At 66.6% G+C, this 21513-nt stretch carries 17 protein-coding genes and 1 tRNA gene; 4 read left to right on the top strand and 14 right to left on the bottom strand.

From position 1 onward, the window contains the following. Positions 1 to 4: 4 nt before the first annotated feature. The 5 genes from VI08_RS11565 to tpiA form a co-directional block, all read right to left on the bottom strand. Positions 5 to 2065, bottom strand: a complete 2061-nt coding sequence (locus tag VI08_RS11565) for a putative bifunctional diguanylate cyclase/phosphodiesterase (RefSeq protein ID WP_045829743.1) — start codon at positions 2063 to 2065, stop codon at positions 5 to 7. A 128-nt stretch (positions 2066 to 2193) separates the two neighbouring features. Then, the gene (locus tag VI08_RS20865; RefSeq protein ID WP_052697847.1) at positions 2194 to 2730 is read right to left on the bottom strand and encodes a hypothetical protein; all 537 of its coding nucleotides are present in this window, start codon (positions 2728 to 2730) and stop codon (positions 2194 to 2196) included. Between the two features lie 163 nt (positions 2731 to 2893). After that, positions 2894 to 2978 (bottom strand) — tRNA-Leu (locus VI08_RS11555). A gap of 25 nt (positions 2979 to 3003) precedes the next feature. Beyond that, complete coding sequence (gene secG / locus VI08_RS11550; protein WP_045829742.1) at positions 3004 to 3447, bottom strand: preprotein translocase subunit SecG; 444 nt, start codon at positions 3445 to 3447, stop codon at positions 3004 to 3006. Between the two features lie 27 nt (positions 3448 to 3474). Next, entirely contained in the window at positions 3475 to 4227 is a 753-nt protein-coding gene (gene tpiA, locus VI08_RS11545) for a triose-phosphate isomerase (protein WP_045829741.1), read from the bottom strand. A 160-nt stretch (positions 4228 to 4387) separates the two neighbouring features. Here tpiA and VI08_RS11540 point away from each other — a divergent pair, with 160 nt between their 5' ends. After that, entirely contained in the window at positions 4388 to 6802 is a 2415-nt protein-coding gene (locus VI08_RS11540; RefSeq protein ID WP_052697846.1) for a DUF3772 domain-containing protein, read from the top strand. A 117-nt stretch (positions 6803 to 6919) separates the two neighbouring features. Here the strand turns inward: VI08_RS11540 and VI08_RS11535 are convergent, their stop codons facing one another. After that, positions 6920 to 8548, bottom strand: coding sequence for a serine hydrolase (locus VI08_RS11535; RefSeq protein ID WP_084621463.1), 1629 nt, complete (start codon positions 8546 to 8548; stop codon positions 6920 to 6922). Between the two features lie 70 nt (positions 8549 to 8618). Continuing rightward, positions 8619 to 9521, bottom strand: a complete 903-nt coding sequence (locus VI08_RS11530) for a DMT family transporter (protein ID WP_045829740.1) — start codon at positions 9519 to 9521, stop codon at positions 8619 to 8621. A gap of 100 nt (positions 9522 to 9621) precedes the next feature. On the opposite strand from VI08_RS11530, the gene VI08_RS11525 reads away from it, so the two are divergent. Then, complete coding sequence (locus VI08_RS11525) at positions 9622 to 10500, top strand: LysR substrate-binding domain-containing protein (protein ID WP_045829739.1); 879 nt, start codon at positions 9622 to 9624, stop codon at positions 10498 to 10500. A 90-nt stretch (positions 10501 to 10590) separates the two neighbouring features. On the opposite strand, the gene VI08_RS11520 is transcribed toward VI08_RS11525, so the two are convergent. The 3 genes from VI08_RS11520 to VI08_RS11510 form a co-directional block, all read right to left on the bottom strand. Then, positions 10591 to 12423, bottom strand: a complete 1833-nt coding sequence (locus VI08_RS11520; protein WP_045829738.1) for an ABC transporter ATP-binding protein — start codon at positions 12421 to 12423, stop codon at positions 10591 to 10593. Positions 12424 to 12559: 136 nt separating this feature from the next. Next, positions 12560 to 13180 (bottom strand): Pr6Pr family membrane protein, encoded by a 621-nt coding sequence (locus tag VI08_RS11515; RefSeq protein ID WP_045829737.1) that lies wholly within the window; start codon positions 13178 to 13180, stop codon positions 12560 to 12562. Between the two features lie 11 nt (positions 13181 to 13191). After that, positions 13192 to 15123: a M1 family metallopeptidase gene (locus tag VI08_RS11510; protein ID WP_045829736.1), complete on the bottom strand. Its 1932-nt coding sequence runs from the start codon at positions 15121 to 15123 to the stop codon at positions 13192 to 13194. Between the two features lie 149 nt (positions 15124 to 15272). Between VI08_RS11510 and VI08_RS11505 the strand changes: the two genes are divergently transcribed. Beyond that, positions 15273 to 16235, top strand: a complete 963-nt coding sequence (locus tag VI08_RS11505) for a glutathione S-transferase family protein (protein WP_045829735.1) — start codon at positions 15273 to 15275, stop codon at positions 16233 to 16235. Between the two features lie 82 nt (positions 16236 to 16317). After that, positions 16318 to 17322 carry a phosphogluconate dehydrogenase (NAD(+)-dependent, decarboxylating) gene (gene gnd / locus VI08_RS11500; RefSeq protein ID WP_045829734.1) on the top strand — a complete coding sequence of 335 codons (1005 nt, stop codon included), beginning with the start codon at positions 16318 to 16320 and terminating at the stop codon, positions 17320 to 17322. A gap of 108 nt (positions 17323 to 17430) precedes the next feature. Here gnd and VI08_RS11495 read toward each other — a convergent pair whose 3' ends face one another. The 4 genes from VI08_RS11495 to VI08_RS11480 all read right to left on the bottom strand — a co-directional run bounded on the left by VI08_RS11495 (position 17431) and on the right by VI08_RS11480 (position 21458). Continuing rightward, positions 17431 to 18387 (bottom strand): cation diffusion facilitator family transporter, encoded by a 957-nt coding sequence (locus VI08_RS11495; protein WP_232309534.1) that lies wholly within the window; start codon positions 18385 to 18387, stop codon positions 17431 to 17433. Between the two features lie 157 nt (positions 18388 to 18544). Beyond that, a complete protein-coding gene (locus VI08_RS11490; protein ID WP_045829733.1) occupies positions 18545 to 19528 on the bottom strand; it encodes a malate dehydrogenase in 984 nt (327 codons plus the stop codon). 37 nt (positions 19529 to 19565) lie between these two features. Then, positions 19566 to 20765, bottom strand: coding sequence for an aminotransferase class I/II-fold pyridoxal phosphate-dependent enzyme (locus VI08_RS11485; protein ID WP_045829732.1), 1200 nt, complete (start codon positions 20763 to 20765; stop codon positions 19566 to 19568). A gap of 186 nt (positions 20766 to 20951) precedes the next feature. Next, on the bottom strand, positions 20952 to 21458 hold the full coding sequence (locus VI08_RS11480; RefSeq protein WP_045829731.1) for a peptidylprolyl isomerase: 507 nt from the start codon (positions 21456 to 21458) through the stop codon (positions 20952 to 20954). Positions 21459 to 21513 lie beyond the last annotated feature (55 nt).

The raw sequence follows: 21513 nt of genomic DNA, 5'->3' as shown, positions 1-21513 counted from the left end.
TGGCTCAGGCCGCGCTGGTGCGTAGCGTTCGCTCGAGCTCGGCGGCGGGCACGGGGACGCCGAGCAGGTAACCCTGCAAGGCATTGCAGCCCAGGCGCGTGAGCAGCTCCTGCTGCTCCACCGTTTCGACGCCTTCGGCAACGATCTTCAGCCCGAGTGTCTTGCCCAGCGCGATGATGGCGGCGACGATCGCTTCATCGTCGTTGCCGCAGGCCAGCTCGGTGACGAACCCGCGGTCGATCTTGAGTTCATCCGCGGGCAGCTGCTTCAGGTACAGCAGGCTGGAGTAGCCGGTACCGAAGTCGTCGATGGAAATGCCGACGCCAAGCGCGGCCACCTGGTTCAGGATGGCAAGGCTGGCCTCGGCATCACGCATGGCGGTGGATTCGGTGACCTCGAGCGTGAGGTGCCGTGCTTCGATGCCGTGGCGCTCCAGCGCCCCGCGCAGCGTATCGACCATCCCCGCGTGGTTGAGCTGCGCGGTGGAGACGTTGACCGCGACGGTCCAGTCGCCACGGCCGGCATCGCGCCACGCACCCATCTGGCGACAGGCCTCGTCGATGACCCAGTTGCCGATGGGCACGATAAGCCCGGTGCGCTCGGCGACAGGCAGGAACTGGTCGGGCGGCACCAGGCCCTCGCCGGGCTTGTTCCAGCGCAACAGTGCTTCCACGCCCGTGACCGGGCCGTCCGGCGACACCAGCTTGGGCTGGTAGTGAAGCGTGAACTCCTGGCACTCGATGGCGCGGCGCAGATCCTGCTGCAGCTTCAGCTGCTGGTGCACGTTGGCGTTCATGGCCATCTCGAAGAAGCGGAAGCCGCGGCGGCCCTGCTCCTTCGCGTGGTACATGGCAGCGTCGGCGTTGATCATGAGGTCGTGCCGCGTACGGCCGTTTTCCGGGTACAGTGCGATGCCCACGCTGGCCGAGACATGCGCCGTGATGCCGCTGATCTGGTACGGCTCGCTGAGCAGATCGACCAGTTCCTCCGCCAGCACGGCGGCATCCTCGGGGCCCTTGATATCCACCAGCACCACGAACTCATCGCCGCCCAGGCGCGCCACGGTTTCTTCGTCGCGCTTGCAGGCAAGGATGCGACGCGACACGTCGCGCAGCAGCTCGTCGCCCACGTGGTGGCCGTAGACATCGTTGACGGCCTTGAAGCCATCGAGATCGAGGAACAGCACCGCGAAACGGCGGCCGCTGCGCGAGGCGTTATGGATGGACTGGTCGAGGCGATCCTCGAGAAGCACGCGGTTGGGCAGCCGGGTGAGGTTATCGTGCATCGCCAGCTGCAGGAGTTCGCTGTTGGCCCGGTCGAGCGACGTGGCCAGCAGGTTGGCGCGGGCATCGAGCATGGCCGTGGCCAGGGCGATGGCGAACACCGACAGGGTGACGACGATGACGAAAACGGCAAGGTATTTGACGTCGATGCCGCCGGCCACCGCGGCGCCACACCAACTGCCCTCGGGGAAACTGGCGGCGGCCATGCCGGTGTAATGCATGCCGACGATGGCGCACCCCATGACCAGCGACGCGCCAAAGCGCCAAACCCATACGCGTCCCTGGTCGCGGCGCAGGCGGAAGGCGATCCACAGTGCCGCACCTGATGCCGCGATGGCGAACAGCACCGACAGGCTGAAGAGCAGCGGATCGTACTGGACGCCCGGCATCATCCGCATCGCGGCCATGCCGGTGTAGTGCATGGCCGCGATACCCGCGCCCATGAGGATCGCGCCCACCGCCAGCCGGCGCCAGGGCAATTCGTTCTGGCAGACCAGCCACAGGGCGAAGGCCGACGAGCCCACGGCGATGAACAGCGAAAGGACGGTCAGGTCGATGTCGTAGCCCAGCGTGATCGGCAGGCTGAAGGCGAGCATGCCCACGAAATGCATGGCCCAGATGCCCAGCCCCATGGCGAACGAGCCGCCCACCAGCCACAGGACGGATGCCCGCCCCCGGGTAGCCGCCACGCGGCCAGCCATGTTCAGCGCCGTGTACGAGGCCAGGATGGCCACCACGAACGAGAACATGACAAGGACGCTGCTGTAGCTGCTGACGAGCATCGAACCATCCTGGGAAGGAAAACCGCGGGCCGCGGCCTTCACGCCGCGTCTACATCACCAATTTCGGTAGTTTTGCTGGAATCTTGAGCCTCCAGCCGAAAATTGTTGCGGATCCCTTCAGACGCGGGTTACCTGCCAGCCGCCAGCGTGGCGCCGCCCCCGGACGTTGCGGCGCCCTGCTGGCGGCTGGCTTGCGAGCCGGAGGGAAGCGTGGATGCCGCGGGAACAGAGGGTGCCGTGGGCAGCGCCGGCGGCGCGACGGCAACGCGGGCGGCGACCGGGGCCGGCTGGAGCCGGACCTCGCGCGAGAGATTCATGCCAATGAGCCCCAGGACCGAACCCAGCGTGGCGACAACACCGGAGAGCACCCAGGCCCGGAGCTTGTGGATGTCGTCGCGAAGCGCGGACTTGGCGGTGATGATGGCGGCGCCCAGCTCGACTCGGACGGTATCAATGCGGGCATCGGTAGCTTCGAACCGGGCGTCGATGCGGGCATCCATGCTTTTGAAACGATCATCGATGCGGGCATCCATGCTTTCGAAACGAGCATCGATACGGGCATCCATGTTTTCGAAGCGGGTATCGATGCTTTCAAAACGTGCATCCATGCGCGCGTCCATCGCCTCGATGCGCGCGTTGAGTTCTTCCCTGCGAATGTTCGCCACGTGCTACTCCCTGGTTACGATGTGGACGCACAGGGTAGGCAAACGAAAGAAGGATGTATGTCAGCGCGGGCCGCACCTTGTGTAGGCGAATACCTCGCGCGCACAAAAAAACCCGCTTGCGCGGGTCTCTTTGCGATCCGGTTGAGGTTGTCCGGATCCATGTTGGTGCCCAAGGGGGGACTCGAACCCCCACGACCTAAGCCGCTACCACCTCAAGGTAGTGCGTCTACCAATTCCGCCACCTGGGCATAACTTTGAAACGAGGTATTACTTTTACTTCTTTGCCGTCGAAGCGGACGCCGGATTGGCTGCCTGCTGCGGGGCCGGAACTTCATTGTTGGCCGCCGGGGCCGTAGCCGCCGGGACATCACTGTTGGCCGGAGCCTTGGGCACGTCGGTGGCCGGAACCGCCGCGTTGTTCGCCGGTGCGACCGGCGCGGCCGCACCCGACATGACGCCGAGATCTGCTGTTGGCTGGGGATTACCCGTACGGCCCAGGTAGATACCCATGCCGAGGCTCAACAGGAAGAACAGCGTGGCCAGCACCGCCGTCGCACGCGTCATGAAGCTCGACGAGCCGCGAGCACCGAACACGGTGGCGGAAGCGCCGCCGCCGAAGCCCGAACCTGCCTCCGCACCGGCGCCGCGCTGCATGAGAATCAGCACGATCATCGCCGCGGCGATCAGGATATAAAAAACGCTGAAGAGAATAAACATGTCTTCTTGTTTTTGCCGTGTCGCGAATTATCGACGCGCCGCGGCGCATATATCCAAAAAATCGGAAGCCACCAAGGCGGCGCCGCCAATCAGTCCCCCGTCCACGTCCGGCTGGGCGAAAAGTTCGGCCGCATTGGCCGGCTTGACGCTTCCACCGTAAAGCACCCGGGTCAGGAGCGAGATAGTAGCATCCTTTTTTGCCAGTTGGCTACGGATGAACGCATGAATTTTTTGCGCCTTCTCCGGCGTGGCCGTGAGGCCCGTGCCAATGGCCCAGACCGGCTCATACGCGATGACCGCCTCGCGGAAGGCCTCGATGCCGTTGTGGTCGAGCACGGCCGCCAACTGGCGCGCGATGACGGCCTCGGCCTGGCCTGCCTCGTGCTCGTCCTTCGTCTCGCCCACGCAGAGGATGGGCGTCAGGCCTGATTCGCGCGCCGCCTTGAATTTCCTGGCCAGCAACGCGTCGGATTCCTGCTGGTACTGGCGGCGCTCGGAGTGGCCGACCAGCACCCACGTGGCGCCGACATCGCGCAGCATGGCCCCGGAAACCTCGCCGGTGTAGGCGCCCTGCACGTGGTGCTCGGAGAGATCCTGCGCGCCGAAGGCGAGGCCGCGGTCGCCATAGCGGTCGGCCAGGCCGGCCAGGAAGACATCCGGCGGGCACACCAGCACGTCGGTGCCATCGGGCAGGTTTTCGACGATGTCGCGGACGAGCTTGTCGGCCATGGCCGGCGAGCCATGCATCTTCCAGTTTCCAGCGACCAGCTTCTTGCGCATGGCTTGGTTTCCCGGCGGGATCAAGGGGGCGGCAGGATAACGGCGGATACCCGGGCGGCAAAGCTGCAATGCCGCATGGAACCCGCCGCATGTGGCGTTCACCGAGGGTACCGCATGCTTTAGGCCTTTGAGCTTGTCGGTTCCGGCCTATCATCCCCCTATGCGCACCTTGAGAATCCTCTTCATCGCCCTGCTCCTCGCCGGCATGGGCCCCGTTTTCGCCCAGGACGGGGATGCCCCGGCCACGCCTGCCCAGCAGCTGGACGACCTGCGCGGCCAGCTCGACGGCGTCGAAAAGGCCATGAAGGCCAACGACATCACCGATGGCCAGATCGACGACCTGCGTACCCAGGCCAACGACATCAGCGGCAAGGCCGGCAAGGTGTCGGGCTCCATGCAGGGCACGCGCGATGCCGCCAAGGCCCGCCTCGACCAGTTGGGCCCGCCGCCCACGGGTGGCAACAAGGAGCCGCCGGAAGTCGTCCAGGCCCGTCGCGACGCCCAGAAAGCCTTCGATGCAATCGACGGCCAGATCAAGCAGGCCGATGCCATGGGCCTCGAAGCCCTGCAGACGGCGAACGCCCTGTCCGACCTGCGCCGCACCCGCTTCCAGGACCGCATTTCGCGCCAGACGTATTCCCCGTTGTCGCGCCCCTTCTGGTCTGAACCCGCCAAGGCCTTCCCGCGCGATTCGGCCAACATGCGCGATTTCGCCACCCAGGCACGCGCGGATATCGCCGATAGCTGGACGAACGGAAATCGCACCGCGCTCGTCAGCTGTGTCCTGCTCGGCCTGCTGCTCATGACCGCCGTGCGGTTCTGGATCGAGTCGCGCGTGCGCAGCCTGACGGCCAACCGCATGCCACCCGGCCGCCTGCGCCGTTCGGCGCTCATCGTCGGCATCACGCTGACCTCCGCCCTCACGACCGGGCTGGGCACGCAGCTGCTCTATATCGGGCTCAACTGGCGCGACACGTTCAGCGACGAAACCAACGAGGTCGCCAAGGCCATCGTCCGCCTCGTCTTCTTCGGCGCGTTCATCGCCGGGTTGGGCCGCGCGCTGATCTCCGCCAAGCGGCCGTCATGGCGCCTGCCGCCGATCTCGGATGAGACGGCGCTGAGCCTGCGCCGCTTCCCGATGCTTTTCTCGCTCGCGGTGGTGGTGTTCTATTTCCTGCGCGTGCTCAACCGCATCGTGGGCACCAGCCTCGCGGCCGAAGTGCTGACGAGCAGCCTGCAGGCGGTCGTGCTTACCATCCTGACGGCGCTCGCGCTGATCCGCCTCAGCCGCACGCACAAGGCGGTGGAGGAAGGCAGCACCGAGCCGCCACGGCCCATCTGGGCGAGCCTGTTCATCGCCGCCGCGTGGGTCGCCATCGTCGCGTCCTGGGTCGGCCTGCTCGCCGGCTTCATCGCGTTCGCCTCGTGGATGGCGGGCCAGGTGGTGTGGACGCTGATCGTCATCGCCGCCATCTACCTGGCGATGCGCCTGGTCGACGACCTCTTCGAAACGCTGCTTTCGGAGAAAGGCCCGATGAGTGCACGGGCGCAGGCCATCTTCGGCACGCACCCCAAGCTGCTGGACCAGGCTGGCGTGCTGCTCTCGGGCGTGTCGCGCCTCGCGCTGTTCCTGTTCGGTGTCACCGCGGTGATCTCGGGCTTCGGCGCCGGCACGTCCGATATCCTCGACCTGGCCAGCAAGATCCAGCAGGTAAAGATCGCAGGCGTGCCGCTCGCGCCCACCCAAATCCTCGTTGGCATCGGCGTCTTCTTCGTCGGCCTGCTCGCGGTGCGCGTGGTCAAGAGCTGGATGGCCGACCAGTACCTGCCGCGCACCAGCCTCGACCCGGGGATGCGCACGTCGCTCACCACGCTGCTGGGCTACGTGGGTATCGTCATCGTCGTGTCGATCGCCCTGCTCTCGCTGGGCCTTTCGCTGCAGAACATCGCGTGGGTGGCATCCGCCCTCTCCGTCGGCATCGGTTTTGGCCTGCAAGCCATCGTGCAGAACTTCATCTCCGGCCTCATCCTGCTCGCCGAGCGCCCGGTGAAGGTCGGTGACTGGGTGGTGCTCGACGATGCGGAAGGCGATATCCGCCGCATCAACGTGCGCGCCACCGAAATCCAGGTGGCCGACCGCTCCACCATCATCGTGCCGAACTCGTCGTTCATCACCAAGCCTGTCCGCAACATGACGATGGCCAACCCGCAGGGCCGCGTGTTGATCAAGTTGCCGATGCCACTGGATTCCGACCCGGTCGCCGTGCGCGACCACGTGCTCGAAGCGATGCAAGGGCACCAGGGTGTATCCGAGGCACCCGCGCCGTCGGTCACGCTCGACAGCATCGACCGCGCCGCGATGACCTTTTCGATCACGTGCTACGTCGGCAGCCCGCGCGATGTCGGGGGTGTGAAGAGCGACCTGCTGTTCGACATCATCGCGCGCCTGCGCGGCGCGGATATCCCGCTGCTGCGGCCGCAGGACCTCGTGTTGCGCACGGGCGGCAGCATGCAGGACATCGCCGGGCCCACCGGGGCGGGCGCACCGAAGGCATCGACCGACCCGGAAAGTTGACTCCTGCATGTGTAGGAGCCCACTTGTGGGCGACAGCTTCTAGCGAAAGAGCAACAGATCCTGCTGAGTTGTCGCGAAAAGATGTCGCCCACGGAGTGGGCTCCTACATAGGGCGGCTTACTTTGCGGGGGTAAGCCGCAGGTCCTGGAAGTCGAAGCTGAAGTCGGTCAGCGGCGATACCGGCTCCATGCGCACCTCGCGCACCTTGCCGTCGGGATCGAGCTCGAAGTTGACGAACGCGTCGCCGTTGAGCGAGCGGTCGTTCCAGTGGGCGATGAACGTATCGTGCTGCCAGGGGTCGAGGGTGCCGGTGAGCTGCGCGGTCTTCGTAAAGCTCATGACCAGCTTGCCGCCCTGCTTCGCCACCTTGACGTCGCCATACCAGGGGTCGCGGTACGTGCCCACGTAGCCGTCGAGCGGCAACGAGGGCTTCGCACCCTTCATGCGCGCGGCCTCGTGCTTCTTCATGCTGTCGTCGGCATTGCCTTCGGCCTTCTTCACCTGCGCGGCGTACGCGGCGATCCAGTCGGTCTTCGGCGCATCCATGAAGGCGTCGAGCGCGCGCATGGTCACGGCCTGGAACGCCGCGCCGCTCTCCTGGTTGGTGAGCACCACCACGCCCAGGTGCAGGTCGGGCACCATCGTGAGGCGCGAGACCATGCCCGGCCAGCCGCCGGTATGCCACACAAGCTTGTGGCCGCGGTAATCAGAGACGAACCAGCCCTCGCCGTAGCCGGAGAAATTTGGCGTGGCGGCCTTCAGCTCCGGCACGCTGGGCTCGTTGATGCGGATGGGGGTGATCAGCGACCACATCTCCTTCTGACGCGCGGCCGAGAACAGGCGCTGCTGCTTGCCGGCCGCGTCGGTATACACACCGCCCGCGAGCTGCATGTTCATCCACTTGGACAGATCGTGCACGCTGGAATAAATGCCGCCGGCCGACGGGTTGTTGTTCCACGACATGGGCTCGACCGGCTTCAGGTCCTTGAAATCGAACTTGGCATGGCCAATGGCCGTGTCGTCACCGGGGTTGATGTGGTCGGGCGCGCTGGTGATCGATTCACCCATGCCCAGCGGCTGGAAGATGCGCTCGCGGACGAAGTCCGCCCACGGCTTGCCCGAGACCTGCTCGATCACGAGCCCTGCCACCGCGAACAGGATGTTGTCGTACGCGTACTCGGCGCGGAAGCTGTTGGTGAGCGGCACGTAGCGCAGGCGTTCCACCACCTCCTTCGTGGTGTATGAGGTGGCCGGCCAGTACAGCAGGTCGCCCGCGCCCAGGCTGAGGCCGCTGCGGTGGGCAAGCAGGTCGCGCACGCGCATCTCGCGGGTCACGTACGGGTCCGACATCTGGAACCACGGCAGCCGATCCACGACGCGGTCGTTCATGTCGAGCTTGTTCTCGTCGGCGAGGATGGCCAGCGAGGCGGCGGTGAACGCCTTGGTGTTCGATGCGATGGCGAAGCGCGTGTGCGCATCGACCTTGGCCGGGTCGCCCAGCTTGCGCACGCCCGAGCCCATCTCCAGCACGACCTTGCCGTCCTTGACGATGGCCACGGCGATGCCGGGAACGTCGAACTGCTTGCGGGTGGCGTCGACGTAGGCATCGAAATCGGCCAGTGCCGCGGGGCGCGCGGCCGTGCTGGCCGCGGCGGCCGGCGCCATGGCGGTGTCCTGGGCCTGCGCGGCCAGCGCGAAGGCGAACGACGTGACCCCGAAGGCGAGGAGGTGGTGGAGACGCGGCATTGGGTAACCCCTGCTGGAAAAACGGTGTTCCAGACTATGCCGCGCCGGGGCCGCCGGCGGAAGGGACCGCTTAGGCCTTGCTTTTCTGGCTGAAGATAACGCTGCCCAGGATGATGGCGCCCGCGAGGGCCATGGTGGGCGTGAGCGCTTCACCCAGGAACATCCACGCCCATGCCACGCCGAACAGCGGCACCAGGTAGGTGGACGTGGCCGCGCGCGGCGCGCCGATCTTCTGGATAAGGCGGAAGTAGAACGCGTACGCAAGCCCGGTGGAGAGCACGCCCAGCGCCACGACGCAGGCCCATGACTTCGCCGGGATGGGGGCATCCGGCCAGGTGAGCCAGGCCAGCGGCGCGGTGAGGATCGTGGCGCCCAACAGGCAGCCCGCCGCCACGGCGGTGGGCGCGATATCCGAGAGGAACCGCTTGATGAGGTTGCCCGCCAGGCCGTAGCAGAACGACGCGGCGGCACCCGCCAGCGCGGCCATGCCGACGTTGTCGCCCGCCGTCTTGCCGCTGGCGAGGATGACCACGCCGATGAAACCGGCCACCAGCGCGATGGCCTTGCGGGTGCCGATCTTCTCGCCGAAGCCAACGAAGGCCACCAGGGCCGCGAAGAGCACCGTCATGCTGTTGGCGATGGCGCCGATGCCGGCGGGAGCGCGCTCGGCGCCCCACGCGAACAGGGTGAACGGGATGGCGGCGCTGAGGCCACCGAGCAGCAGCATCTTCCACAGGTGCGCCACGCGGATGGTGGCGCGCGCCCGCCACAGTAGCGGCAAGAGGATGGCCGAGCCAAAAGCGAGGCGCGTGGCCACCATGGGGAACGGGCCGAAATCCTTTGCCGCCACGCGCATGAACAGGAACGAGCCGCCCCAGATGGCACCCAGGGCCACCAGCTCGGCGCCAGTGCGCCAGTCGCGCGCGGCCACGGGGGCGATGGGGTCGAGGGGGGTCTGGGCGGCGGCTGACATGCGAACCTCACTTGTGGCTAGGCGACCATTGTCGCTGGAACATGGGGCCGGACAAGCGCATTCTTTGCACGCCAGCCTATCAAACGATTCAACTCTCGCCATGCGCTCCGCCCTGCTACCTGCCCTCGCCGCCTTCGCTTCCGCGGCCCGGCACCAGAACTTCGCGCATGCCGCGGAGGAACTGCACCTCACCGCCAGCGCGGTGAGCCACCACGTGCGGAAGCTCGAGCTTGCGCTCGGGGTCAGCCTTTTCCAACGGCACGCGCGTGGCGTGGCCCTGACACCCGAGGGCCGTTTGCTGGCAGATGCCGCCGGCTCGGCGCTGGGCGAGGTGGAGTCGGTGCTCGACAGCCTGCGCCAGCACCGCCGCGACAACGGCGTACGCATCAGCGTGCTGCCCTCGCTGGCGGGCACGTGGCTGGTGCCGCGGCTGCACCGCTTCGTCGGGGCCCACCCCCATATCCGCTTGTCCATCGACACCGACCGTACCCTCGTGCGCTTCGACGAAGGCGGCCCCGACCTTGGCATCCGCTATGGCCTGGGCGCGTGGACCGGCCTCACCTCGCGCTTCCTCATGGACGACTCGCTGCAGCCACTGGCGCCGCCAGCGCTGGCCGCGAAGGTGCGCGAGCCAGCCGACGTGGCCACCCTGCCCCTGCTTGCCGACATCGCCCCCGAAGGCTGGCGCGAATGGTTCAAGGCGGCGGGCGTGCGCTACCCGCGCACGGGCACCATGCATACGCTCAGCGATTCGGCCGATGGCCTGAACGCCGCGGCGACAGGCCTGGGGGCCGTGCTCGCGCGCTCGCGCCTCGCTGCCGCTCACCTCGCCGACGGCCGCCTCGTGCGCCTGCCCGGCCCCGCGCTGCCCACGCGCTATGCGTACTACGTGGTGCACGCGGCCAACCGCTCGCCGACGGCGGCGGCCCACGCCTTCATCAGCTGGCTGGAGCGCGAAGCGGCAGCAAAACCCTCGTAGGAGCCCACACCCGTGGGCGATAGCTTCTAGCGAAGAGCTACAGGCCCTGCTGCGTCGAGGCGAAAGCTGTCGCGCACAAGTGCGCTCCTACTAATCGACGCCGACGAAGCCGCCGGTCTGGTGGGCCCAGAGACGCGCGTAAAGACCACCACGCGCAATGAGCTCCGCATGGGTACCCGTTTCCACGATCGCGCCCTTCTCCATCACCACGAGGCGGTCCATGCGCGCGATGGTGGAAAGGCGATGCGCGATGGCGATGACCGTCTTGCCCTGCATCAGCGTCTCGAGGCTTTCCTGGATGGCGGCCTCGGCCTCGGAATCGAGGGCCGAGGTGGCCTCGTCGAGCACGAGGATGGGCGCGTCCTTCAGCAGCACGCGCGCGATGGCGATGCGCTGGCGCTGGCCACCGGACAGCTTGACGCCACGCTCGCCGGCATGGGCGTCGTAGCCGGTGCGGCCTTCGCCATCCGATAGCAGCGGGATGAATTCATCGGCGCGCGCCTTGCGTGCCGCCTCGGCCATCTCGGCATCGCTGGCATCGGGCCGGCCATAGAGCAGGTTGTCGCGGATGGACCGGTGCAGCAGCGAGGTATCCTGGGTTACCACGCCGATCTGCGAGCGCAGCGACTCCTGGTTCACCCGGGCGATGTCCTGCCCATCGATGAAGATATGGCCATCCTCGAGGTCGTACAGGCGCAGCAGCACGTTCACCAGCGTGGACTTGCCCGCACCCGACGGGCCGACGAGACCGATCTTCTCGCCCGGGCGCACGATGAGGTCGAGCCCGCTGATGACGCCGCCGGCCTTGCCGTAGTGGAAGTGGATGTCGTCGAAACGCACCTCGCCATGCGCCACGCGCAGCGGCACGGCATCGGGGCGGTCGACCACGGTGCGCTCCTGCGAGATGGTGGTGATGCCATCCTGCACAGTGCCGACGTTGTCGAAGATGCCGTTCACCACCCACATGATCCAGCCGGACATGTTGTTGATGCGGATGACGAGGCCAACCGCCAACGCCACCTGGCCCGTCGACACCGTGCCACGCACCCACAGCCACAGCGCCAGCGCGCTGGTGCCGGCGATGAGCAGGCCGTTGATCGAGGTGATGGAGAAATCCATCGTGGTGATCATGCGGTTCTGCGCGCGCACCTTGTCGGTCTGCTCGCGCATGGCTTCCTTCGCGTAGGCCTCCTCGCGGTTGGTATGCGCGAACAGCTTCAGCGTCATGATGTTGCTGTAGCCGTCGACGATGCGGCCCATGAGCTTGGAGCGCGCCTCGGAGGCATGCCACGAGCGGTCCTTCACGCGCGGCACGAAGAACGCCAGCATGCCGATGTAGCCAGCGATCCACAGCACCAGCGGCAACGCCAGCCAGACATCGGCCTTGGCGAAGAGGTAGATGGACGTGGCCGCGTACACCGAGACGTACCACATGGCGTCGACCACCTGCACCGCCGACTCGCGCAGCGAGGGCGAGGTCTGCATGATGCGGTTGGCCACGCGGCCGGCGAAATCGTTCTGGAAGAACGCCAGGCTCTGCTTCAGCACGTAACGGTGGTGCTGCCAGCGCACCATGTTGGTCATGCCGGGGTTGAGCGTCTGGTTCACCAGCAGGTCGTGCAGGCCGATGGCCACGGGCCTCAGCACCACCACGACGAAGGCCATCCATGAAAGGGTTTGCCAGTGGGTCTGGAAGAACACCGCGGCGGGCGTCTTCTGTGCCATGTCGACCACGCGGCCAAGGAAATCGAACAGCGCCACCTCGATGAACGCCACGGCCAGGCCCACCGCGAGCGCCACGGCGAAGATTTTCCACACCTGGCGCAGGTAGTAGGCGTAGAAGCGCACCACGCTCTTCGGCGGCGCCGTATCGGGCGCGTCGCGGAAGATATCGATAAGGGATTCGAACCAGCGGAAAATCATGGGGCGCATTGTAAACCCACCCCATGTCCAACGCATGCCGCCAAGGTAGGAGCCCACCTCGTGGGCGACATCTCCTCGCGAAAACACATAAGCCCTGCAGCAGCGGTACGAAAGGCGTCGCCCACAGGGTGGGCTCCTACGGGAGCTTGCGGTCCAGGGCCACGTAGAGGAGGCCCAGCCCCAGGAACAGCGCGCCGACGATGGCGGTGTTCACCAGCACCGTGGCGTAGCCCAGTTGGGTGACATCCATGAACGGATACGGGTACTCATGCACCGCGGCGCCGCGCAGGAAGGTCCACGCGGCGAACAGCCCGGGGAACGCGAGCCAGCGCAGCGCGTCGCCCCAGGCGAGCTGGCGGTGCGGCAGCAACGCCGCCCACCAGGCCACGTAGAGCACGGGCACGATGTAATGCAGCAGGCGGTCGGCCACGAGCTGTAGCCCCTGCGGGTGCCACTGGCCCTGCAACACCGTGGCATAGACCAGGCAGGTGACCGTGATGGCCAGCGCCGCCAGCCCACGCCATCGCGCGCCACGCAAGGCGCGCAGCACGCGCCAGTTGCCGCCGGTGGCGGCGGCGCCGGCCACCATCGCCACCAGCAGGTTCGACAGGATGGTGAAGAAGCTGAAGAAGCGCACCGTGGCTTCCAGCACCGGGCCGGACCACAGGATGAGCCAGTACTGCAGCATCAACGCTGGCCACGCCAGCGCGGCCACGACGACGGCAAAGAGGTTGGCAAGGGCGGCACGCTGGGGCATGCCGCGCAGTATCAGCGAGGCCAGCCGTTATTGGAACGGTCGCGGTCGGGCACCTTGTGGTCGGGGTCGATCACGGCCCCCACGATCTTGCGGTTACCCGGCACGGTGAGGTCGAAGCTCTTGTGCTGCTGCCAGGTTTCCACCGGGATGCGGATATCGCGGGTGGTCTTGTCGTCGAAGGTGACCCGCAGCGTCGCCGGCATCACCAGCTGGTCACGGTTCTCGATCGTCACGACCGAACCGGCCACCTTTGCCACGGCGAGGTCGAGCTGCCAGTTGTTGGCGTACCAGCCACGCCAGAACCAGCCGAGGTCCTCACCCGCTTCGCTTTCCATCAGGCGGAAGAAATCCGACGGCGTGGGGTGCTTGTACGCCCACGTGGCGATGTACTTGCGGAAGGCGGGGTCGAAGCGCTCCGGCCCGATGATCTCCTCGCGCAGCAGCACCAGGCCCAGCGCCGCCTTGTAGTAGGTGGCGGGGTGGCGGTACTTCTCCTTCACCATGTCGGCGCCCATCAGCAAGGCGGGCGCGTCCTGGTCGGCCAGCAGCGGCAGGATGCCATCGACGGGGTTACCGCCTTTGGGCGCGTACTCGCCATCGCGCTTGGGCCCGAACTCGCCGTGGTTGAACGCGTCCATCTCGTACACGTCGATGAAGGTGTTGAAACCTTCGTCCATCCACGCGTTGCGGCGCTCGTCGCTGCCCACGATCATCGGGAACCACGTGTGGCCGATCTCGTGCGCGGTGACCATGTGCAGCGGTTTCGCCGGGGCCTTCATCGGGTCGAAGACGATGCCCGGGTATTCCATGCCGCTGGCGGCGCTGCCGCCCTCGTTGATGGCCACGGGGTATGGGTAGGGATACCACTTCGTGGAGAAGTGCTCGACGGACGCCTTCAGGAACTCGGTGGAGCGGCCCCACAGCTGCGGCGTGGCGCTTTCCACCGGGTACACCGACATGGCGAGCGCCTTCTTGCCCTCCGGCAGGTTGATGCGCGCGGCATCCCACACGTACGCGGTGGAGGCGCCGAAGGCCACGTCGCGCGTATCGTGCATCGTGAACTTCCACGTCAGCGTGCCGCCCTGCTTCGGGCGGCTCGACGGGTCGGTGACCTCGGCCGGCGTGCGGATCATCACCGTGGCATCGCTATCGCGCGCCTTGGCCAGGCGCTGCTGCTGCGCTTTGGTCAGCACCTCCCCGGGGTTCACCAGCTCGCCCGAACCCGCCACGATCATGTTGGACGGCACGGTGATCGCGTAATTGAAATCGCCGTACTCGAGGTAGAACTCGCTGTTGAGGTAGGGCGCGGTATCCCAGCCGCGCAGGTCGTCATAGACGCACATGCGCGGATACCACTGGGCCATCTCGTAGATGTTGCCGTTCTTCGAGGGATCGAAGCCCGTGCGGCCGCCGAAATCGCCCGGCAGGTCGTACGAGTACTCGATGGTCACGTCGACCTTGCCGCCCTTCGCGTCGAGCGGCTGGGGCAGGCGCACCTGCATGCGCGTATCGGCCACCACGAACTGCGCCTTGCTGGCCGTGCCGCCCTGCTTCACCGTCACCGAGGCGATGCGGTAGCCGTCGGTGAACTGCTTCGGCATCCTGTCGCCGGTGAAGTTGCCGCGGGCGGACTCGGTGAAGCGGTTCTCGTCCAGCTGCAGCCAAAGCACGTCGAGCGCGTCGGGGCTGTTGTTGGTGTAGTGGATGGTGGCCTTGCCCACCAGCGTGTTCTTTACCGGGTCGAGCGTGGCGGCCAGGTCGTAGTCGGCACGGTTCTGCCAGAACAGCGGGCCGGGCATGCCGCTACCGGAGCGGTAGCCGTTCACGGGCTGCGGGTAGGTGAAGGGGGCATAGGTCTCGCGCGGATCGTAGGTGCCAGCGGTGGCGCCCAGCGTGGTGGCGAGGGCCAGGCCAGCCAGGGAGAGGCGGAAGGTGCGGTTCATGGAGGCGCTCGTGGGTTGACCCACCGAGACTACCCGCCTGCCCGCCGCCGCCCTACCGTGCCGGAAGTCAGGGGTGCCCGCGCGCCGGATGACGAAATCTTGCCACCCGGCGCGGCATCATCGGGGCTTCTCCATGCAAGGCAGGGCCGATGGGACTCCTCGTCGACGGGCGCTGGACCGACACGGGCTACGACACCGGCAAGAGCGGCGGCCGCTTCGAACGCGAGCCCACCCGCTTCCGGCATTGGATCACCCCTGACGGCGCGCCCGGCCCCACGGGCGAGGGTGGCTTCAAGGCCGAGCCCGGCCGCTACCACCTCTACATCGCAAGAGCTTGCCCCTGGGCGCACCGCACCACGATCTTCCGCGCCATCAAGGGGCTGGACGACATGATCGGGTTATCGGTAACCCACTGGCTGATGGGTGAGGACGGCTGGACCTTCGAGCCTGCCGGGGGCGTGGTGCCCGACGACATCAACGGCGTGCGATACCTCCACGAGCTTTACCAGCTCGCTGACCCGGCCGTCTCGGGCCGGGCCTCGGTGCCGGTGCTGTGGGACAAGGCGCGCCGCGCCATCGTGAGCAATGAATCGGCCGATATCATCCGCATGTTCAACAGCGCATTCGACGGCGTGGGCGCACGGCGCGGCGATTATTACCCCGCGGGCCTGCGTACCGAGATCGACGGATTCAACGAACGCATCTACGACACGCTCAACAATGGTGTGTACAAGGCGGGTTTCGCCAGCACGCAGGAAGCCCACGAGGAGGCCATTGGCCCCCTGTTCGCCACGCTGGACTGGCTCGAGCTGCACCTGGCCGGGCACCGCTATCTCTGCGGCGACGAGCTCACCGAGGCCGACTGGCGCCTGTTCACCACCCTGCTCCGCTTCGACCTGGTCTACCACGGCCATTTCAAATGCAATGTACGCCGCATCGTCGATTACCCGGCCCTGTGGGCGTATACGCGGGCGCTTTACCAGCAGCCAGGCATTCGCGAAACGGTCGACTTCGGGCACATCAAAAAGCACTATTACATGAGCCACCCGTGGCTGGACCCCACGCGGATCGTCCCCGTGGGCCCGGAAATCGACTTCGAGGCCCCGCCCTGAAGCCACTTATCCGTTGGTATACCTTGCATCCCGCACGGGCAGCCGCATATTTCCCCCGATATCTCCCACGAGGACCCCACGCATGAAAATCGGTTTGATCGGTCTGGGCCGCATGGGCGGCAACATCGCCCGCCGCCTGATGAGGGATGGCCACGAAACGGTCGTCTTTGACGTCAGCGCGGATGCGCGCGCCGCCCTGGCGAAAGACGGCGCCGAAGCCGTCGATTCCGTCGAAGCCATGGTGAAGGCGCTGCCCTCCCCGAAGGCCGTCTGGGTGATGCTGCCCGCCGGCGAGATCACCGAAGCCACCGTCCAGCAGCTGGCCGGCCTGGTGGGCAAGGACGACATCATCATCGACGGCGGCAATACGTTCTACAAGGACGACGCCCGCCGCGGCAAGGAACTCGCCGCCAAGGGCATCCACTACGTGGACGTCGGCACCTCGGGCGGCGTGTGGGGCCTCGATCGCGGCTACTGCATGATGATCGGCGGCGACAAGCCCACGGTCGACTACCTCGACCCCATCTTCAAGACCCTCGCCCCGGGCGCGGGTGACATCCCCAAGACAGAAAGCCGCGACGGCCGCGATCCGCGCGTCGAGAACGGCTACATGCACGCCGGCCCGGCCGGCGCGGGCCACTTCGTCAAGATGGTCCACAACGGCATCGAGTACGGCATGATGCAGTCGTTCGCCGAGGGCTTCGATATCCTGAAGAACCGCAACGCCGATTTCCTGCCGGAACACGAGCGCTACGACCTCGACATGGCCGACATCGCCGAGGTGTGGCGCCGCGGCAGCGTGGTCTCCTCGTGGCTGCTCGACCTCACCGCCAGCGCCCTGGCCAAGGGCCCGGAGCTCGACAACTACTCGGGCTACGTCAACGACTCGGGCGAAGGCCGCTGGACGGTCAACGCCGCCATCGAGGAAGCCGTACCGGCCGAGGTGCTCACCTCCGCCCTGTTCGCCCGCTTCCGCTCGCGCCAGGACCACACCTACGCCGAGCGCCTGCTCTCGGCCATGCGCATGGGCTTCGGCGGCCACATCGAAGGCCGCGGCACCCCCCCTAAGGAAGGCGAGCACTCGTAAGCAACAAAGCCCCGCTGATGCGGGGCTTTCTTTCTCTTGTAGGAGCCCACTCCGTGGGCGATGCTCTTGGCGATATCGCCTAAAAGCTGTCGCCCACGGGGTGGGCTCCTACAACGCGTTCCAGTCGCCGTTGTCGATCTCCTTCTGCCGCGCCTTCCACTGCTCGGGCGTCTGTGGCTTCACGAACAGCGCCACGATGGGCAGCTTCGCATCGCGCGCCGCGGCCTCCATGCGCCGCACGCAGTCCTCGATGGCCGGCGTGGTCAAGTGGTCCTCGAACTCGGTCGATAGCGCCACCATCACCTGGTCGGGCCCCAGCTGCACGGTTAGCACGCCGTTGACGCGGCGCACGCCCGGCACCTTCGCCGTGATGGCGCATACCTTCTCCAGCAAGTGCGGCGTGGCGGCCTCGCCGATCAACAGCGCCTTGCTTTCGCGCGCCAGCAGCGCCGACGCCAGTGCCAGCACCACGGCGATGCCTACCGAAGCCCAGCCGTCGAGGCGCGGGTCGTTCAAAGCATGCGACAGGTACACGCCGATGCCCGCGATGGCGAGGCCCATCAAGGCGGCGCTGTCTTCGAACAGCACGGTGAACGTGGTGGGATCCTTGGTGCCACGAAACGCCTCAAAGTACCCCATGCGCCCCTTGCGGCGCTGCACGCTCTTCAGCGACAGGTACCACGACGTGCCCTCGAACAGCGCGGCGATGCCCAGCACGATATAGTTGGCCGTGGGGTCGCGCAACGGTTCCGGCGCGAGGATGTGGTTCACGCCCTCGTAGAGGGAAAAGCCGGCGCCCAGCGCCAGCACGAGCAGCGCGACGATGAAGCTCCAGAAGTAAAGCTCGCGGCCATGGCCGAGCGGGTGCTGGCTATCGGGCGGCAGGCGTGAACGGCGCAGCCCGTAGAGCAGGAGGATTTCGTTGACGCTGTCGACAAGGGAATGCACGCCCTCGGACACCATGGCGGCGCTGCCGGTAAGCGACGCGGCGATGAACTTCGCCACGGCGATGCCGACGTTGGCGGCCAGGGCCGCGTAGACGATGAGCTTGTTGTCGCTGGCCATGGCTGATGGTGGCCAGACGGGCGTGTGCGGCCCGTAAATACTTGCATGCCTTGCCTGCGGCCCCGAAAACGACTGTGGGAGCGCGCTTGCGCGCGATGGGGTTACCGCAAGACCCATCGCGTGCAAGCACGCTCCCACAGTTTTCCAGCGTTACCGCTTATTTCGCGAACAGGTGCTCGACGCCGGCGCGCTCTTCGCGCAGTTCCTTGTTGGTGGCGTCGATGCGGGCCTGCGAGAACGCATTGATGTCCAGGCTCTGGACGATGGCGTACTTGCCGCCCTTGACCGTGACCGGGTAGCCGAAGATGACGCCCGGCTCGATGCCGTAGGAGCCGTCGGACGGGATGCCCATGGAGACCCAGTCGCCCTCGGCGGTGCCGTGGGTCCAGTCACGCATGTGGTCGATGGCGGCCGAGGCGGCCGAGGCGGCCGACGAGGCACCACGGGCCTTGATGATGGCCGCGCCGCGCTGCTGCACGGTCGGGATGAAGTCGGACTCGTACCAGGCCTGGTCGACCTGCTCCAGCGCCGGCTTGCCCTTCACCGTGGTGGTGTGCAGGTCGGGGTACTGGGTGGAGCTGTGGTTGCCCCAGATGGTGAGCTTCTTGATGTCGGTGCTGTGCGTGCCGGTCTTCTCGGCCAGCTGCGACAGGGCGCGGTTGTGGTCCAGGCGCACCATGGCGGTGAAGCACTTCGGATCGAGGTCCGGGGCGTTCTGCTGCGCGATGAGCGCATTGGTGTTGGCCGGGTTGCCGACGACCAGGACGCGGACATCGCGCTTGGCGTGGTCGTTCAGGGCCTTGCCCTGCGGGCCGAAGATGGCGCCGTTGGCTTCGAGCAGGTCCTTGCGTTCCATGCCCGGGCCGCGCGGGCGCGCGCCGACGAGCAGGGCGTAGTCGACGTCCTTGAAGGCGACGTTGACGTCATCGGTGGCGACCACGCCCGCGAGGGTGGGGAACGCGCAATCGTTGAGCTCCATCACCACGCCCTGCAGGGCCGGCAGCGCCGGGGTGATTTCGAGGAGGTGCAGGATCACCGGCTGGTCAGGGCCCAGCATGTCGCCGGCGGCGATACGGAACAGGAGGGCATAGCCGATCTGGCCGGCTGCGCCGGTCACGGCAACGCGTACGGGTGCTTTCATCTTTCGACTCCTCAGGGATATCGCGTGGGACAGACGATTACTTCAGCTCGGCGAAGAACTCGACGATGCGGGCCATGCCCTTGTCGAGTGCTTCGTCCGGGCACGAATAGGAAATGCGCAGCGCGCGCGGCTCGCCGAACGCCGAGCCCGGCACGCAGGCCACGCCCTTGGCTTCCAGCAGCACGGCGCAGAAGCTGACGTCATCGGTGATGGCGACGCCGTTGTGCTGCTTGCCGAAGGCCACCGAGATATCGGGGAACGCATAGAACGCGCCCTGCGGCCGCGGGCAGACCACGCCGGGGATGGACACCAGGGCGTTGTAGACGCGATCGCGCTTGGCGGCGAACTCCACGCACTTCTGCGCGGGCACATCCTGCGGGCCGGCGAGCGCGGCGACGGCGGCCGCCGTGACGACTTCGGGCAGGCTGGTGATGTGGTTCGAGTTGAGCGTCGTGACGGCCTTGGCCACGACGGCGGGCGCGGCGATGAAGCCGACGCGCCAGCCCGGCATGCCGTAGGTCTTCGACAGCGAATCGACGAAGATGACGCGATCCTTCAGTTCCGGGCGCACGTGCACGAAGTTGTGGTAGCCCACGCCGTCGAACACCATGGTGTTGTAGATGTCGTCGGTGATGACCCAGGTATCCGGGTAGTTCACGATGACATCGGCCAGCGCGGCGATCTCCTCGCGCGTGTAGACCATGCCCGTGGGGTTCGAGGGGTTGTTGAACAGGAAGACGCGCGGCTTGCGCTTCAGGGCGTCTTCAAGCTGCGCCGGCGTGAGCTTGTAGTGCTGCTCGGGCGGGCACGGCAGGATGTTGATCTTCGCGCCGACGATCTCGGCGATATCGAGGTAGCTGGTCCAGTACGGGGCCGGGAAGGCGATCTCGTCGCCTTCATCGAGCAGGGCCTCGGCCAGGTTGTAGAGGATCTGCTTGGCGCCCACGCCCGTGCTGACGTTTTCGGCCGTGTAGCCGGTGAGGCCCAGGGCTTCGATGTGGGCAAGGAAGGCGTTGACCAGGGCATCGGCGCCGCGGTTGCTGCCGTACTGGCCGGAATCCTTCGCCAGCGCCTCGCGGGCGGCAGCGTAGACGTGCTCGCCGGGGAGGAAATTGGGGACGCCGATCGAGAAGCTGACGATATCGCGCCCCTCGGCTTTCAGGCGCTTGGCCTTCTCGGCAATGACCATGATCGCACTGGGCTTGGCGCGACCCATTCGCGTGGCGAGCTGCGGCATCGTTTCCTCGTCGTGGGGACGGAACAAAGGCCGCCATTCTAACACGCCAGGCCTAACGGAACGCCGTAGGAGCCCACCCCTGTGGGCGACAGCCTTCGCGAGGAACTGTCGCCCACAGGGGTGGGCTCCTACGAAAAGAAACGCCGCCCCGGGAGCGGCGTTCCATCGTGCGGGACGCAGCCGCGCTTAGCGGGCAGCCAGCACTTCGTTCCACTTGGCCACGTTGGCGGCCTGCTTCTCGAGCAGGGCGTCGACATCACCGCTGACTTCCACCTTCTCGATAGTGTCTTCCTGGCGGATCGCGTCGACCACGGCCTGGTCTTCCGCGCCCACGATCTCGCCGAAGACGCTGTGCTTGCCGTCCAGCCACGGGGTGGGGCCGTGGGTGATGAAGAACTGCGAGCCGTTGGTGCCCGGGCCGGCGTTGGCCATGGACAGGACGCCCGGCTTGTCGTGCTTCAGGCTGCTGTCGAACTCATCGCCAAAACGGTAGCCCGGGCCACCGCGGCCAGAGCCCTCGGGGCAGCCGCCCTGGACCATGAAATCGGCGATGACGCGGTGGAACGACAGACCGTCGTAATAACCACGCTTGGCCAGGTTCACGAAGTTGGCGACCGTCATCGGGGTCTTGTCGTCGTGCAGGCGCAGGTGGATATCGCCCTTGTTGGTCTTCATGGTGACGTTGATGGTCATCGTAATTCCTGTAACTCGTTGATAAACGGGACGAACACCTTGCGTGCCGGCCCCG

The sequence above is a fragment of the Luteibacter yeojuensis genome, from assembly GCF_000964085.1.
Classification (GTDB): Bacteria; Pseudomonadota; Gammaproteobacteria; order Xanthomonadales; family Rhodanobacteraceae; genus Luteibacter; species Luteibacter yeojuensis_A.
This window is presented reverse-complemented; position numbering and strand designations above follow the sequence as displayed.